Raw genomic sequence first — 14,230 nt, forward strand, 5'->3', positions numbered from 1 at the left:
CCCGGAGCCCGCCGTCAGTACGGGCTGACGACGTCCCCCGTTTCCACGTAGACCGTCTTGAGCTGCGAGTAATGGTGCAGCGCGGCGACGGAATTCTCCCGTCCCATCCCCGACTGCTTGACGCCGCCGAAGGGGATTTCGGCCGGCGACAAATTGTAGTGGTTGATCCAGCAGGTGCCGGCCTGCAGTTCCGCGATGACACGGTGGGCGCGCGGCAGGTCGCGCGTGAAAACGCCCGCCGAGAGGCCGAATTCGGTGTCGTTGGCGCGCTCGATCGCCTCTTCCTCGCTGGAGAATCCGAAGACGCTCATCACCGGCCCGAAGATCTCCTCGCGCGCGATGCGCATGTCGTCCTCGACCTCCGAGAAGATCGTCGGCTCGATGAAGAACCCGCCCTCCAGTCCCTGGAGCCGGGGCACGCCGCCGCCGCAGAGCAGCGTCGCGCCTTCGGTCTTGCCGATCTCCACGTATCCCAGCACCTTCTCGTGCTGCAGCTTGTTGATCAGCGGCCCCATCTGTGTGTCGGGGTCGAGCGGGTCGCCGATGCGGATGGCCTTGGTGCGTTCCACCAGCCGCTCGAGAAAGCGCTGGCGCAGCCCGTCCTGCACGAAGACTCGCGTGCCGTTGGAGCACACCTGGCCGGTCGAATAGAAGTTCGCCAGCATGGCGCCGCCGACGGCGTTCTCGAGGTCGGCATCGTCGAAGACGATCAGCGGCGACTTGCCGCCGAGTTCCATCGTCGCGTGCTTCATGTGCGAGCCGGCGAGCGCCAGCACCTTGCGTCCCGTCGGCACCGAGCCGGTGAGGGACACCTTGGCCACGACCGGATGCGAGGCCAGCGCCGCGCCGACCTCGCCGTAGCCCTGCACGACGTTGAACAGCCCGTCCGGCAGGCCCGCCTCGGTGTATATTTCGGCCAGCGCTAACGCGGAGAGCGGCGTGTTTTCCGACGGCTTGAACACCATGGCGTTGCCCATGGCGAGCGCCGGCGCCGATTTCCATCCTGCCCCCTGGATCGGGTAGTTCCAGGCGCCGATGCCCACGCAGACCCCGAGCGGTTCTCTCCGCGTATAGGCGAACGGCCCGCCGAGATCGAAATACTCGCCGTTGACGGCGGCGATCGCCCCGCCGAAGAACTCCAGCGCGTCGGCCGCCGAGGCCGGGTCGGCCACCAGCGTCTCCTGGATCGCCTTGCCGGTGTCGAGCGTCTCCAGCCGGGCGAGCACTGCGTTGCGTTCGCGCAGGATGTCGGCCGCCCGCCGCAGCACGCGCCCGCGCTCCACCGGCTTCATCCGCGCCCATGCGCCCTGCGCGGCGCGCGCGGCTTCGAGCGCCAGTTCGATGACGTTCGGCGTCGCCGCATGCACCCGCGCGATCGCCTCGCCCGTCGCCGGATAGATCACATCCATCGGCTTCCCGCCCACGTCCTCGACGAAGCGGCCGTTGATGTAGTGGGAGGCTTTTGGCTGAGCGTCCATGTCATTCCCTGGCTGTCGGTTCGCATGCTTGCGAAATCGTACCGTATGTGGTACACATGTATCGATGAAGCGGATCGTTGCCCGATTCTACCGGACCGACACAGGAAGGGAACCGGTCCGGGACTGGCTTTTTTCGCTCGACGCCGAAGATCGCAAGATCGTCGGCAAGGACATCGCGACCGTGGAATTCGGGTGGCCCGTGGGCATGCCCATCTGCCGACCGCTGCATGGCGGAGTATTCGAGGTGCGGTCCACTATCCGCTCCGGCAAGGTCGAGGCGCGAACCTATTTCGCGATCGAGCGGGATACCCTGGTGCTTCTGCACGGGGTCGAGGGAAAGCAGCGGCAGGACGATGCCATCGCGTTGGCGCGCGAACGACTGCGGGATTACCGGCGGCGCATGGCCGCGAGACAGTGAAGTGGATACCTGGACATGACCACGAACACGATCGACAATTCGGCCGATCCCCTCGGCGGCACGCTCGAAGGCCTGCTGGATGAAACGGGGGAACGCGAGGAGGTCTATGGCGAAGCGCTGAAGCGCGTGCTTGCCTGGCAGATCGAAGAGGCGCGCCGGCAGCAGGACGTTTCCAAGAGCGAAGTGGCTTCGCGTATGGGTACGAGCCGATCGCAGCTGGATCGCATTCTCGATCCCGGCAACGTGTCGGTCTCGCTGCAAACGCTCGAGAAGGCCGCGCGCGCCGTCGGAAAACGTCTCCGTGTCGAGATCGTCGATCCCTGAGCCGAGCCCGTTGCGCGCCGCGGCCCGTCTCACCGGTCGCTCGCCCGCCAGCGCGGATTGATCCACGGTTCCTGGTTCGACGGCGGCAGCGGCGCCTTGCCCAGGATGTGGTCGGCGGCCTTCTCCCCCGTCATGATCGAAGGCCCGTTGAGGTTGCCGTTGGTGATGCGCGGGAAGATGGAGGAGTCCGCCACCCGCAGCCCCTCAACGCCGATCACCCGGCACTCGGGGTCGATCACGCTCATCGGGTCGTCGGCCCGCCCCATCCGGCAGGTGCCGCAGGGATGGTAGGCGCTCTCCACGTGCGCGCGGATGAAGTCGTCGAGCTCGGCGTCCGACTGCACCTCGGCCCCCGGCGACAGTTCCCTGCCGCGGAAGGGGTCGAACGCCGCCTGTCCGAAGATCTCGCGCGTCAGCCTTATGCAGTGCCGGAAGTCGCTCCAGTCGTCGGGATGCGACATGTAGTTGAAGCGGATCTCGGGCTTTTCCCGCGGGTCCGCGGAGCGCAGCGTGACCGTCCCGCGTGACTTCGAGCGCATCGGGCCGACATGCGCCTGGAACCCGTGCGACTTCGCCGCCGCCTTGCCGTCGTAGCGGATCGCGGCCGGCAGGAAATGATACTGGATGTCGGGATACTCCACGCCCGCCTTCGAGCGCACGAAGGCGGCGGCCTCGAAATGATTGGTCGCGCCGAGCCCCGACTTGAACAGCAGCCACTGCAGGCCGATCCTCGCCTTGGAGAAAGGATTGAGCACCGAGTAGAGCGTGATCGGCTGGATGGACTCCTGCTGGATGTAGAGCTCCAGATGGTCCTGCAAATTCTGCCCGACGCCCGGACGGTCGGCAACTACGTCGATCCCGTGCTGCTTAAGGTGTGCGGCCGGTCCGATGCCCGACAGCATCAGGAGCTTCGGCGAATTGATCGACGAGGCGGCGAGGATCACTTCGCGCTTTGCCTTAACGACCTGAATCTTTCCGCGAGCTTCCATCTCGACCCCGGTGGCGCGGTGATTCTCGATCACCACCTTTCGCGCCAAGCCACTGACGAGACTGACGTTCTTCCGCTTCAGCGCTGGCCTCAGATAAGCGTTTGCCGCCGACCAGCGCCGGCCCATGTGGATCGTCTGCTCCATCGGCCCGAAGCCTTCCTGCTTGGCGCCGTTGTAGTCCTCCGTCACCTCGAATCCCGCCTCGCGGCCGGCCTCCACGAAGATCTGGTAGAGCGGGTTCTCGCGGGTACCGCGGCGCACGTGCAGCGGGCCGTCGGTGCCGCGCCAGCCTTCCTCGCCTCCGTGCGAATTCTCCATGCGCTTGAAGTAGGGGAGCACGTCGGCGTAGCTCCAGCCGGCAGCACCCGCCTCGGCCCAATGGTCGAAATCGTGGGCGTGGCCGCGCACGTAGACCATGCCGTTGATCGACGAAGAGCCCCCGAGCACCTTGCCGCGCGGGGTGGCGAGCACCCGGCCGCCGAGATGCGGCTCCGGCTCGCTGGAAAAGCCCCAGTCGTAGAGGCTCATGTTCATGGGGAAGGAAAGGGCCGACGGCATTTGGATGAACGGCCCAATGTCCGTCCCGCCATATTCGATCACGATGACGGAGTGCTTGCCGTCTTCCGAGAGGCGGTAGGCCAGCGCGCAGCCGGCCGAGCCGGATCCGACGATGACGTAGTCCGCCTCAAGCATTGCCGACATGCCTCATGAAATCGCCGAGAGAGACGTTGCCCCCGGAGCAGATGACCAGCACGGTCTTGCCCGCGACGTCCATGCGGCCGCAGAGCAGCGCCGCCAGCGAGGCGGCACCCGAAGGCTCCAGCACCAGCTTGAGCTTCTCGAAGGCGAGCTTCATCGCGGCGCGCACCTCGGCGTCGGATACGGACAGTCCCTCGACACCCGACGCGCGGACGGCCTCGAACGGCGCCTCGCCCGGCCGGCGCGCCATCAGCCCGTCGCAGATGGTGCTCGGACCCATCGGCGTCGCCTCGATCGCGCCGCGGGCGAGCGAGCGGCCCATGCCGTCGAACCCTTCCGGCTCGACCGCGACGATGCGGGTCTTCGGCGAGAGATGGTGGAACGCGAGCGCCACGCCGCCGATCAGCCCGCCGCCGCCGACCGGGCAAAGCAGGATGTCCGCGGCCTTGCCCCGGGCGTCCAGCTGCTCCAGCGCCTCCAGTCCCGCACCTGCCTGGCCGGCGACGATCTCGCGATCGTCGAAGGGATGCAGCAGCGTCAGTCCTTCTTCCCCGGCGATCGACCGCGCCTTCTCCGCCGCGACCTCTTCGCGCGCCCGCGCGCCGTGCTCGGTCAGCACGACGCGAGCCCCATAGCCCGCCGTCGCCTCGCGCTTGGCCGCCGGGGCGTCCACCGGCATGACGATGGTGACGGGAATGCCCAGCGCCTCGCCGGCCGCGGCCAGCCCCTGCGCGAAGTTGCCGGACGAGTAGGCGACGACGCCGCGTTTCGCCTCTTCGGGAGAAAGCTGCTTCAGCCGCCAGTAGGCGCCGCGCGCCTTGAAGGAACCGGCCCATTGCAGCGATTCCGGCTTGACGAACACGCGCGCCGCCCCGGACGCTTTCGCGAGCGCGGCGGATTCCAGGAGCGGCGTGACCTGCGTTGCAACCCGCGTGACGGCGTAGGCACGCTGGAGATGCTCGAGCGACGGGATCATTTCGCCCTCAGGCTCTCGTAGGAGACCATGACGCGCTTTGCATAGGCGGGGCGCTGGGTCAGGCGGTCGTAGTAGGCGCGCAAGTGCGGCGTGTCGGCACGGTCGAAGTCGAGCGTGAAGTAGCGGTAGAGGGGCATTCCGACGATCATGTCGGCAAAGCACGGCGTCTCGCCCCCCAGGAAAGGCGTCGTCATCTGCCCCAGCCGCTCGTCCAGCATCCCTGCCAGCCGTTTCACCTTGGCCTGGCTCGCCGCGAAGGCCTCCGCGTCGCGCTCACCCGGCTTCTGCCCGATCAGCGGCCAGAAGATGCCGGGCAGGAAAGCCGGTCCGAACGTGGTCTTGATCCATTCCGCCCAGACGTCGAGCGGCGCCCGCCGCGCCGGGTCGGTCGGCCAGAAGGCTTCCGATCCATAGCGCGCGCCGAGATAGCGCACGATGGCCGCGCTCTCGAACAGGGTCAGGTCGCCGTCCTGCAGGACGGGCACCAGCCCGTTCGGGTTCATGCGGCGGTACTCCTGCGTGTCGGTGCCGCCGAACGCTCCGCCGACATCCACCCGGTCGCAGTCGAGGCCGATTTCCGCCAGCGCCCACATGACCGCCTGGACGTTCGAGGATGTGGCGCGACCCCAGACCTTGATCATCTCATTCTCCTCTCGGAAACCGCTTCGATTCTTCCAGGATGTTGAGGTCCATGTGGTTGCGCATGTACCTCTCGGATGCCTTTTGCAGCGGCTGGAAGTCCCAGGGATAATAGGCCCCGTTGCGCAGCGCGGGATAGACCACCCAGCGCCGTGCCTGGCTCTCGCGCACCTCGGCGTCGAAGCGCGCCATATCCCAGCGCGCCCGCACCTTTTCCATGAACGCCGCCACGGTTCCCGCATGGGCCGGATCGGCCGCGAGGTTCCGCAGCTCCTGCGGGTCGGCCTCCAGGTCGAAGAGCTGCGGTGGGTCGATCTCGCAATGGACGAACTTCCAGCGCCCCTCGCGGATCGCGACCAGCGGCGCGTTGGAGCCTTCCGCGGCATATTCCATCAGCACCGGCGCCCTCCGCGTTTGCCCCGCAAGCATCGGCACCAGCGACTGCCCGTCGGTCCACGGCATGATCGCGCCCATGTCGATGCCGGCCAGCTCGCAGAGCGTCGGGCAGATGTCGAGGTTGGACACCGGCGTGGTGTGCAGCCCCGGCGCGATGCCCTGTCCCGCGATCATCAGCGGCACGCGCGACGACCCCTCGTAGAAGCTCATCTTGAACCACAGGCCTCGCTCGCCCAGCATGTCGCCGTGGTCCGAGCAGAACAGGATCAGCGTGTCGTCCAGCATGCGCGTGCGCTTGAGCACGTCCACGAGCTCGCCCACCTTGTCGTCGAGATAGGAGATGTTGGCGAAGTATCCGCGTCGCGAGCGCCGCACCATCTCCGGCGTGATGTCGTAGGCGGGATAGTCGCTCGCCACGTAGAGCCGCCGCGAATGCGGATCCTGTTCCTCGAAGGGAATGAAGCCCACCTCCGGCTCCAGCGCGGCGCAGTCCTCATAGAGGTCCCAGTACTTGCGCCGCGCCACGTAGGGATCGTGCGGATGCGTGAAGGAGACCGTGAGACACCACGGCCGCCGGTTCGGGTCGGTCGAGCCGCGGGCGAAATCGTAAAGCTTCTGGCCGGCATGGAAGCAGACCTCGTCGTCATATTCCATCTGGTTGGAGATCTCGGCGACCCCCGCGCCGGTCACCGAGCCCAGATTGTGGTACCACCAGTCGATCCGCTCGCCCGGCTTGCGGTAGTCCGGCGTCCAGCCGAAATCGGCCGGATAGATGTCCGTCGTCAGCCGCTCCTCCAGCCCGTGCAGCTGGTCCGGCCCGACGAAATGCATCTTGCCCGAGAGCACGGTGTGGTAGCCCGCCGTGCGCAAATGATGCGCATAGGTGGGGATGGCGGAGGGAAACTCGGCCGCATTGTCGTAGACCCGCGTGCGCGACGGCAACTGCCCGCTCATGAAGGCGGCGCGTCCCGGCGCGCAGAGCGGCGAGGCGGTATAATTGTTGGCAAACCGCGCCGATCGCGCCGCCAGCGCCTTCATATTCGGCGCATGCAGGAAGTCCGCCGGCCCGTCGGGAAACAGCGTCCCGTTCAGCTGGTCCACCATGACGATCAGGATGTTCGGCTTGCTCACGATCTTCTCCCCTGCGCCGGCGCGGCCAACACCCCCCTCTGTCGGCTTCGTCGACATCTCCCCCTCAAGGGGGAAGGAACTCGAATCCGAGAGCCGAAAGCAGTTGGCCTCATCTCCCCCCCAACTGCATCCCGACATAGTCCTCCACCAGCGCCACCGCGCTCCCGGCGTTCGGCGCGCCGTCCTTCAGCGCGCGGCGGATGTAGAGCCCGTCGATCAGCGCAGCGACCCCCTCCGCCACCCGTTCGGCGCGGTAGCGCGGCAGGAGCGGGGAAAGCCCGCTCATCAGGTTCGCGTTGAGCCGCCGCGCATAGACCCGCAATAGCCGCCGCAGCGCCGGCGTGCGCTGCGCCTCGACATAGAAGGCGAGCCACGCCGAGATGATCTCCGGGCGGAACTGCTTCTCGGAAAAATTCACCCCGATCACCGCCGACACCCGTTCGCGAGGCGTCGCGGCGGCCGAAAGGGCCGCCCGGCAGTCCGCCCCGAGTTCGGACAGCAGATGCCGCATGGTCGCCTCGAGCAGGTCGCTCTTGGCCCCGAAGTAATGATGCGCCAGCGCCGAAGACACCCCGGCGAGCCCCGCGATCTCCGACATGGTCACGTCGAGCGAGCCCCGCTCCCCGATCGCGGCAATCGCGGCGTCGATCAGCGCCTGACGGCGCACCGGCTGCATTCCGACCTTGGGCATGCGGGCTCCTGAATGGGAGGGAGCGTAGTTTTGATTGACGCGTCAATCAAGAAAAAACCGCGCTGCTGATGTATGGTTCCCCTGAACGGCGGTTCCGGGGCCGGTTGCCGATAGTCCGTTCATGGGTACGAGGAGCAGCTATCTGCCTTTGGCTGTGAGCCCCGGGCAGTGTTTGACGCCATAGCAGCCGGCAGGAGGGAGAAGCCCATGAGGCGCGGCAGACTTGCCGCCGCTGAACTCCTGTCGTTTGTCCTGCATCAAGCCGTTTCGGCTAGGAAGTTGTAAGCGAACCACCGTGGGCCCGCGCGGCATGGGCATCTAGGATCTCTAGTACTCGCATTCTCAGTCGTCTGTCATAGAGCTGCTTAGAAGGAACAGACATGGCCACAACTCCCGAGAGCGATCTGCCGCTGAACCTCGATCTTGCAGATGGCAATTCGCCCCGCGGGCGCCGATGGTTCCATAAGCGGTATCTGCTCGTCCTGTTGATCCCGGTCTTCATGTTCCTGGGCGGCGTGTTGGGAATGTATTTCCAGCCGGTCCCCATCCAGAAATTCTATGCGCTGACCGGACTACAGCCTGGCGGGGGCTCCGATTCGCCGATCGCGCTCCCTCCAAATGTCGAGCTTCCGGCGCAGATGGCCGAGACGATGCTGCCGTCCGACGTGGTCGGGCTCGCCCGCGTGATGCCGCGTGGCGACGTTTCGGTCGTTGCGGCACCCTATGGGGCCGGCGATGCGCGTCTTTCGGAACTGCTGGTCAGCGTCGGCGACCGGGTCGAACGCGGCGCGCCGGTGGCTCGCCTCGACAATCAGGCTGCTCTCGAAGGCGCCGTCCTCCTGGCAGAAGCGAATCTGGCCGTTCGCCAGGCCACGCTCCTCCAGACCCGAAGCGCGGTCGAGTCCAGTCGCGACGAGGCGCAGGCGACGCTCGACCAGGCGCGCGCCAATCTCCGCGAGGCCAGAGCCAATCTCGAGCGGACCGAAAAGCTCGCCGCCAGTGGCGTGGCGACCGGCGCAACACTCGATACGGCGCGCGCCGCCGCCCAGGACGCTACGCTGAGCGTAACGCGGGCAGAGGCAACGCTTGCTCGGTTCTCCTCGGTCGATCTGGACGCGCAGCCCGACGTGCTTGTCGCCAGCCGCAACGTCGCCGCAGCCGAGGCCGATCTTGCCCGCGTGAAGCTCGATACGCAGCGCGCTCTCGTGGTCGCACCGATAGCCGGGACAATCCTCGATATCAAAGCGACGCCGGGACAGCGTCCCCCGGCTGAAGGCATCATGGAAATGGGCGATACCAGTCAGATGATGGCGGAGGTCGAGATCTACCAGGACCGTATCGGCAGCGTAAAGCCGGGTCAGCCCGTCGAACTGGTTGCCGCCGCGCTGGGGCGGACGCTGCGCGGCACGGTCGAAAGCATCGGGCTGACGGTCGGCCGGCAGGGCCTCATCTCCGACGATGCGGCAGCGAACACGGATGCGAGGGTCATCCGCATTCTGGTGGCGCTTGACACCGCGTCGACAGAGATCGCGTCCGGCTACACGAACCTGGAGGTGATCGCCCGCATCGACACGTCGGCCGAGGCACGGACCGTGCGATGAGCCGTTTGCTGCAATGGCTGTTCGGACGTTTGCCAATCGGCTGGCTGCAACTGACCCATAACCGCACGCGCTTCGCCGCTGCGATCGCCGGCGTCGCCTTCGCCAACGTGCTCGTCTTCGTCCAGCTCGGCATCATGAATTCGATGGCAGTGGCGACGCTCAGGCCCTACGAGTTCTTCCGTGCCGACATCATCATCTCCGCTGCCGACGCCAATGCGCTCGCCGACGGGGGAAACGTCGCCCGCCAGTGGATGCTGCAGGCGCTGGCCGACGCGGACGTCACCGACGGCATGGGTCTCTTCCTCGCCAACGTGCCTTGGGATCGGGGACAGACGGACATCAGCCTGACAACCTTCGGGATCGATCCGTTCAAGCCGGACTTCATCGCCCCCGAGATCGCAGCCGACCTGAACCTTCTCCAGGTGAAGGATGCGGCGATCCTCGACCGGCGCGCACGCGGATTCAGCCGCGAGGAGGCCGTGGCCATCCGACCGCAGACGCCGCTTTCGTTCGAGACGGAGGGTCGCACCGTCACGGCCTACACGACCTTTTCCGGCGGCGGAGGGTTCGGCGGCGATGGCTACATGCTGGTCTCGGACCAGACCTTTCTGTCGCTGTTCCCCGCAAGAAGCTCGGCCGCTCCCGATCACGTCCTGCTACGCATCAGACCCGGAGCGCAGGCGGACCAGGTGTCGGAGCGCCTGCGCGGCCTCATCTCCGATTCCTCGCTGCGCATCCGCAGCTATGCGGACGCCATGGCCGAGGATCTGCGCTACCAGCAGACGCGCCGTCCCACCGGCGTGATCTTCGGCTTCGGCGTCTTCATTGGCGTGCTGGTCGGGCTGATCATCGTCTACCAGGTTCTTTCCACCGATGTTGCGGACCACTTGCGCGAATACGCGACGTTCAAGGCCATGGGCTACGGCCAGGGCTTCTTCCTCGGGATCGTCTTCGAGGAAGCCCTGGTGCTCGGCGTTCTCGGTTTCGTTCCGGGCCTGATCATCGGCACGACGATCCTGACGGTTATGGGCAAGGTGACGACGCTGCCGCTGTCGATGACCTCCATGATGGCGGTGTCCGTCTTCGTCGGCACGATCGTCGTCTCGTCGCTGTCGGGCGCGATCGCGACCCGGCGCGTCGCGGCGGCCGACCCCGCGGACCTGTTTTGATCATGGCCATGGAGGATCGCAACGTCATCGAAGTGCGCGGCCTGAATCACTGGTTCGGCACGGGCGACGCCCGCAAGCAGGCGCTCTACGATCTCGACCTGACGATCGAGGCCGGGAGCTTCACGGTCCTCATGGGACCATCCGGCTCCGGCAAGACGACCGTGCTCACCTTGCTGGGCTGTCTGCGCAGCGTGCAGGATGGCTCCGTTCGCCTGCTCGGGCAGGAGCTGAATGGCGCGAGTGAACCCACCCTGATAGCGCTCAGGCGGCGCCTCGGCTTCATCTTCCAGGCGCACAACCTGCATGAAAGCCTGACCGCGCTGCAGAACGTGATGATGGGCCTGCAGGTCCACGGCGGCATCCCGCATCGCCTCGCAGTCAGGGCGGCGACCCATGCGCTTGGCCTTGTCGGCTTGTCCGACCGTGTCGACTATCTGCCTGCCAACCTCTCGGGGGGCCAAAAGCAGCGGGTGGCGGTGGCACGCGCCCTCATCGGGAACCCTGCGCTCGTGCTGGCCGACGAGCCGACCGCAGCGCTCGACGCCGACAGTGCCGCCGAGGTGGTCGGTCTCCTCAAGCGGCTCGGCAGCGTCCGCGGCACGACCACCCTCCTCGTCACCCACGACAACCGGATACTCGAACGCGCGGATCGTATCCTCGTGCTCGAGGATGGTCGAATTGTCTCGGACACGATCGCATAAGCGCCCAACGTGAAAGCACAAACTGCGGCGAGAATCACCGCCACGCCTGCTGGACAGTGCTGCGATCAGACCGGCCAAGGAAAGACTGGTTTCCGGGTCCGCTCGCGGGTCACTGAAAGACCGGCCTGGGGGCGCGTTGCCACCGTGGTTTGTTGTGGCTCAGACCTTCACGGGTGTGCGAGTGTGCATGGCTTCCAGTCCCACCTCCAGCAAAATCAATCCCTTCCCACAACTCCGATCCCAATCCATCCCCGCCCCGGAAAGCTCGCTGACAATGGCCGCAGGTTACGGAAAGGGCCGGACATGGAATTTGCACGGCAGGACGATCGGACGCTGAGGCGCATTGCGGCGCTGCTCGTCGCGATGGCCGTGCTCGCCGAGCGCGCCGCGGGGCGGTCCTTTCTCGTCCGCTGGGTGGTTCTGTCCCTCCTGCGGCTCGCGGCGTCCGTGGCGGAGACGTTCGTCGTCGAGGTGACGCAGCTGGAGTGGCCGTGCCCCGACTGCGCGTGGGATTTCCGCGGCGACGCGCTCGATGCCGCGTGGCTCGCCCTGCGCTTGCGCGCGCTCGCGTCGGTGATCGAGGCCCTTGCGGGCCTGCCGTACGGGGTCGACGCATGGATTTCCCGCACCGTCCGCGAGTCGCGCGATCCCGCGCCGCGCGCGTATCTGGTTCTCGTGACGAACGCCGGGCGGAGGCTGGCGCCGGACACTTCCTGAGGCGAGGCGCTCTCTGGAAGAAATCGAATGGTCGATCGGGTTGGCCGCGCGGAAAAATCTCCGCGCGGCGCGGCGGGCGTTGCGTCGTTCGCCATCGTGATTGCTGGCGCGGGCGCGGAGCGGACGGCGGGGACCGAGGCCGCGGCGCATGTCACCTCCAAGGGTGATGCCGGATCGTCCAATACATGCTTTCTCCTTCTGAAAGCTGGGAACGATTTGACCGATGCCCTTCCTGGAACCCGTGATCGCGAGGCGGCGTGCCAGGCGCCCGCCTGCCGCGCGCGCGTCGGGGACGGCACCGTTCAAACAGTTCAATCTTGAACTGTTCCTTGTCCGGTGCCACATTTCGGGTAGACTAGGCCCGAACCTTTCCAGGGAGAGAAGTCCATGACTGCTGCCATCGTCGGCTGGGCGCATTCGCGCTTCGGCAAGCTCGAGGACGAGACGCTCGAGAGCATGATCGTCAAGGTCGCGACCGATGCGCTCGACCATGCCGGTATTGGTCCCGACGACGTCGACGAGATCGTGCTCGGCCACTTCAACGCCGGCTTCTCTCCCCAGGACTTTACCGCGAGCCTCGTGCTCCAGGCCGACGACCGTTTCCGCTTCAAGCCGGCGACGCGCGTGGAAAACGCCTGCGCCACGGGATCGGCCGCCGTCCGCCAGGGCATCCGCGCCATCGAGGCGGACGCCGCCCGCATCGTGCTGGTCGTCGGCGCCGAACAGATGACGAAGACCCCCGGCCCGGAGATTGGCAAGAACCTGCTCAAGGCCTCCTACCTGCCGGAGGACGGCGACACGCCGGCCGGCTTTGCCGGCGTCTTCGGCAAGATCGCCGCTGCCTATTTCCAGCGCCACGGCGACCAGTCCGACGCGCTGGCGAAGATCGCCGCCAAGAACCACAAGAACGGTGTCGACAATCCCTACGCCCAGATGCGCAAGGATTTCGGTTACGATTTCTGCCGCGCCGAGAGCGAGAAGAACCCCTATGTCGCCGGCCCGCTGAAGCGCACCGACTGCTCGCTCGTCTCCGACGGCGCGGCGGCGATCGTGCTCGCCGACATCCCCACCGCGCTCTCCATGCGCCGCGCGGTCGCATTCCGGGCCAACGAGCACGTCCAGGACTTTTTGCCGATGTCCAAGCGCGACATCCTCCTGTTCGAAGGCGGGGCGGAGGCCTGGAAGCGGGCGCTCGACAGGGCTCGGCTGACACTCGACGACCTCTCCTTCGTCGAGACGCACGACTGCTTCACCATCGCCGAGTTGATCGAATACGAAGCGATGGGGCTGGCGAAGCCGGGGCAGGGTGCCCGCGTGGTGGAAGAAGGTCTCACGGAGAAGAACGGCAAGCTTCCGGTCAACCCGTCCGGCGGCCTCAAGGCGAAGGGCCACCCGATCGGCGCCACCGGCGTTTCCATGCACGCCCTGACGGCCGCCCAGCTCACCGGCGAGGCGGGCGGCATCCAGGTGAAGAACGCCAAGCTCGGCGGCATCTTCAACATGGGCGGTGCAGCGGTTGCGAACTACGTGTCGATCCTCGAACGCATCAAATGAGGCCGGCCGCCGTCGTCACCGGCGGCGCCTCCGGTATCGGCCGCGCCGTGGTCGAGCGCCTGCTCGAAGACGGCTGGCCGGTAGCGGTACTTGATTCCGACCGCGCCGCCCTTGCAAACGCCGAGGGCGAACTCGACGGCGAGGAGGCCGTCTTCCTCAAGGCTGACATCACCGACGAGGAGGATGTCGCCGATGCCTTCGACGCCGTCGTCGACCGGATCGGGCCGGTCGGCGGGCTAGTCAACTCGGCCGGCATCGCTCGCGACCTGCCGCTGCGCGACACCAGTGCCGAACTCTTCCGCCGCATCCTCGACGTCAACCTCGTCGGCTCCTTCATCTGCGCCAGGGCGGCCTTGGAGCGGCGGGCCGACACGCTCTCGATCGTCAACATCGCATCGGTGTCGGGCCTGCGGGCCAATGCCGGCCGCGTCGCCTACGGCGCCTCGAAGGCGGGCGTGAAGCTGATGAGCGAAGTTATGGCGGTCGAACTCGGCGGCGAGGGCGTCCGCGTCAACTGCGTCGCCCCTGGTCCGATCGACACGCCCATGGTGGCGCAACTGCATCGCGCCGAGGACCGGGCCGACTGGCTTGCCCGCGTCCCGCAGGCGCGTTACGGCGAACCGGAGGAAGTCGCCGCCGCCATCGCCTTCCTGCTGTCGGCGGAGGCGAGCTACGTCAACGGCCAGACGCTGGCCGTCGATGGCGGCTTCCTGGCAGCCGGCATCATCCGCCGCGACCGCTGAACAC

General features: G+C 66.8%; 15 protein-coding genes. 9 read left to right on the forward strand and 6 right to left on the reverse strand.

Going from position 1 to position 14,230, the window contains the following annotated elements; translation table 11 throughout:
• Positions 1–14: 14 nt before the first annotated feature.
• Positions 15–1,478 carry a betaine-aldehyde dehydrogenase gene (gene betB, locus ABGN05_RS20765; RefSeq protein ID WP_367955964.1) on the reverse strand — a complete coding sequence of 488 codons (1,464 nt, stop codon included), beginning with the start codon at positions 1,476–1,478 and terminating at the stop codon, positions 15–17.
• A 64-nt stretch (positions 1,479–1,542) separates the two neighbouring features.
• Here betB and ABGN05_RS20770 point away from each other — a divergent pair, with 64 nt between their 5' ends.
• Both ABGN05_RS20770 and ABGN05_RS20775 read left to right on the forward strand, forming a co-directional pair.
• Positions 1,543–1,896 carry a type II toxin-antitoxin system RelE/ParE family toxin gene (locus ABGN05_RS20770; RefSeq protein WP_367955965.1) on the forward strand — a complete coding sequence of 118 codons (354 nt, stop codon included), beginning with the start codon at positions 1,543–1,545 and terminating at the stop codon, positions 1,894–1,896.
• A gap of 15 nt (positions 1,897–1,911) precedes the next feature.
• Positions 1,912–2,220, forward strand: a complete 309-nt coding sequence (locus tag ABGN05_RS20775) for a helix-turn-helix domain-containing protein (protein ID WP_367955966.1) — start codon at positions 1,912–1,914, stop codon at positions 2,218–2,220.
• Positions 2,221–2,249: 29 nt separating this feature from the next.
• On the opposite strand, the gene betA is transcribed toward ABGN05_RS20775, so the two are convergent.
• From betA to betI, 5 genes are read right to left on the reverse strand one after another with little or no spacing between them, the layout of a single operon-like run.
• Positions 2,250–3,902, reverse strand: coding sequence for a choline dehydrogenase (gene betA, locus ABGN05_RS20780; protein ID WP_367956449.1), 1,653 nt, complete (start codon positions 3,900–3,902; stop codon positions 2,250–2,252).
• Positions 3,895–4,884: a threonine/serine dehydratase family protein gene (locus ABGN05_RS20785; RefSeq protein WP_367955967.1), complete on the reverse strand. Its 990-nt coding sequence runs from the start codon at positions 4,882–4,884 to the stop codon at positions 3,895–3,897. Before ABGN05_RS20785 ends, betA begins: the two co-directional genes overlap by 8 nt.
• Entirely contained in the window at positions 4,881–5,525 is a 645-nt protein-coding gene (locus ABGN05_RS20790) for a glutathione S-transferase family protein (protein WP_367955968.1), read from the reverse strand. Before ABGN05_RS20790 ends, ABGN05_RS20785 begins: the two co-directional genes overlap by 4 nt.
• A 1-nt stretch (position 5,526) precedes the next feature.
• Complete coding sequence (betC, locus tag ABGN05_RS20795; protein WP_373695967.1) at positions 5,527–7,107, reverse strand: choline-sulfatase; 1,581 nt, start codon at positions 7,105–7,107, stop codon at positions 5,527–5,529.
• A 52-nt stretch (positions 7,108–7,159) separates the two neighbouring features.
• On the reverse strand, positions 7,160–7,741 hold the full coding sequence (gene betI / locus ABGN05_RS20800; RefSeq protein ID WP_367955970.1) for a transcriptional regulator BetI: 582 nt from the start codon (positions 7,739–7,741) through the stop codon (positions 7,160–7,162).
• 380 nt (positions 7,742–8,121) lie between these two features.
• On the opposite strand from betI, the gene ABGN05_RS20805 reads away from it, so the two are divergent.
• The 7 genes from ABGN05_RS20805 to ABGN05_RS20835 all read left to right on the forward strand — a co-directional run bounded on the left by ABGN05_RS20805 (position 8,122) and on the right by ABGN05_RS20835 (position 14,226).
• Positions 8,122–9,342, forward strand: a complete 1,221-nt coding sequence (locus ABGN05_RS20805; protein WP_367955971.1) for an HlyD family efflux transporter periplasmic adaptor subunit — start codon at positions 8,122–8,124, stop codon at positions 9,340–9,342.
• Positions 9,339–10,511, forward strand: coding sequence for an FtsX-like permease family protein (locus ABGN05_RS20810; RefSeq protein ID WP_367955972.1), 1,173 nt, complete (start codon positions 9,339–9,341; stop codon positions 10,509–10,511). The genes ABGN05_RS20805 and ABGN05_RS20810 overlap by 4 nt, the downstream gene beginning before the upstream one ends.
• Positions 10,512–10,513: 2 nt before the next feature.
• A complete protein-coding gene (locus tag ABGN05_RS20815; protein WP_367955973.1) occupies positions 10,514–11,212 on the forward strand; it encodes an ATP-binding cassette domain-containing protein in 699 nt (232 codons plus the stop codon).
• A 303-nt stretch (positions 11,213–11,515) separates the two neighbouring features.
• Complete coding sequence (locus ABGN05_RS20820; RefSeq protein WP_367955974.1) at positions 11,516–11,929, forward strand: hypothetical protein; 414 nt, start codon at positions 11,516–11,518, stop codon at positions 11,927–11,929.
• 27 nt (positions 11,930–11,956) lie between these two features.
• Entirely contained in the window at positions 11,957–12,250 is a 294-nt protein-coding gene (locus ABGN05_RS20825) for a hypothetical protein (RefSeq protein ID WP_367955975.1), read from the forward strand.
• 66 nt (positions 12,251–12,316) lie between these two features.
• Positions 12,317–13,483 (forward strand): acetyl-CoA acetyltransferase, encoded by a 1,167-nt coding sequence (locus ABGN05_RS20830; protein WP_367955976.1) that lies wholly within the window; start codon positions 12,317–12,319, stop codon positions 13,481–13,483.
• Complete coding sequence (locus tag ABGN05_RS20835) at positions 13,480–14,226, forward strand: SDR family NAD(P)-dependent oxidoreductase (RefSeq protein ID WP_367955977.1); 747 nt, start codon at positions 13,480–13,482, stop codon at positions 14,224–14,226. The genes ABGN05_RS20830 and ABGN05_RS20835 overlap by 4 nt, the downstream gene beginning before the upstream one ends.
• Positions 14,227–14,230: the final 4 nt, after the last annotated feature.

It is taken from the genome of Aquibium pacificum (assembly GCF_040839445.1).
Lineage (GTDB): Bacteria > Pseudomonadota > Alphaproteobacteria > Rhizobiales > Rhizobiaceae > Aquibium > Aquibium pacificus.

Excerpts from the sequence above, each read along its gene's own strand:
- betB (WP_367955964.1), bottom strand. The coding sequence starts at position 1,478 with ATGGACGCTCAGCCAAAAGCCTCCCACTACATCAACGGCCGCTTCGTC.
- ABGN05_RS20770 (WP_367955965.1), top strand. The coding sequence starts at position 1,543 with ATGAAGCGGATCGTTGCCCGATTCTACCGGACCGACACAGGAAGGGAA.
- ABGN05_RS20775 (WP_367955966.1), top strand. The coding sequence starts at position 1,912 with ATGACCACGAACACGATCGACAATTCGGCCGATCCCCTCGGCGGCACG.
- betA (WP_367956449.1), bottom strand. The coding sequence starts at position 3,902 with ATGCTTGAGGCGGACTACGTCATCGTCGGATCCGGCTCGGCCGGCTGC.
- ABGN05_RS20785 (WP_367955967.1), bottom strand. The coding sequence starts at position 4,884 with ATGATCCCGTCGCTCGAGCATCTCCAGCGTGCCTACGCCGTCACGCGG.
- ABGN05_RS20790 (WP_367955968.1), bottom strand. The coding sequence starts at position 5,525 with ATGATCAAGGTCTGGGGTCGCGCCACATCCTCGAACGTCCAGGCGGTC.
- betC (WP_373695967.1), bottom strand. The coding sequence starts at position 7,107 with ATGTCGACGAAGCCGACAGAGGGGGGTGTTGGCCGCGCCGGCGCAGGG.
- betI (WP_367955970.1), bottom strand. The coding sequence starts at position 7,741 with ATGCCCAAGGTCGGAATGCAGCCGGTGCGCCGTCAGGCGCTGATCGAC.
- ABGN05_RS20805 (WP_367955971.1), top strand. The coding sequence starts at position 8,122 with ATGGCCACAACTCCCGAGAGCGATCTGCCGCTGAACCTCGATCTTGCA.
- ABGN05_RS20810 (WP_367955972.1), top strand. The coding sequence starts at position 9,339 with ATGAGCCGTTTGCTGCAATGGCTGTTCGGACGTTTGCCAATCGGCTGG.
- ABGN05_RS20815 (WP_367955973.1), top strand. The coding sequence starts at position 10,514 with ATGGCCATGGAGGATCGCAACGTCATCGAAGTGCGCGGCCTGAATCAC.
- ABGN05_RS20820 (WP_367955974.1), top strand. The coding sequence starts at position 11,516 with ATGGAATTTGCACGGCAGGACGATCGGACGCTGAGGCGCATTGCGGCG.
- ABGN05_RS20825 (WP_367955975.1), top strand. The coding sequence starts at position 11,957 with ATGGTCGATCGGGTTGGCCGCGCGGAAAAATCTCCGCGCGGCGCGGCG.
- ABGN05_RS20830 (WP_367955976.1), top strand. The coding sequence starts at position 12,317 with ATGACTGCTGCCATCGTCGGCTGGGCGCATTCGCGCTTCGGCAAGCTC.
- ABGN05_RS20835 (WP_367955977.1), top strand. The coding sequence starts at position 13,480 with ATGAGGCCGGCCGCCGTCGTCACCGGCGGCGCCTCCGGTATCGGCCGC.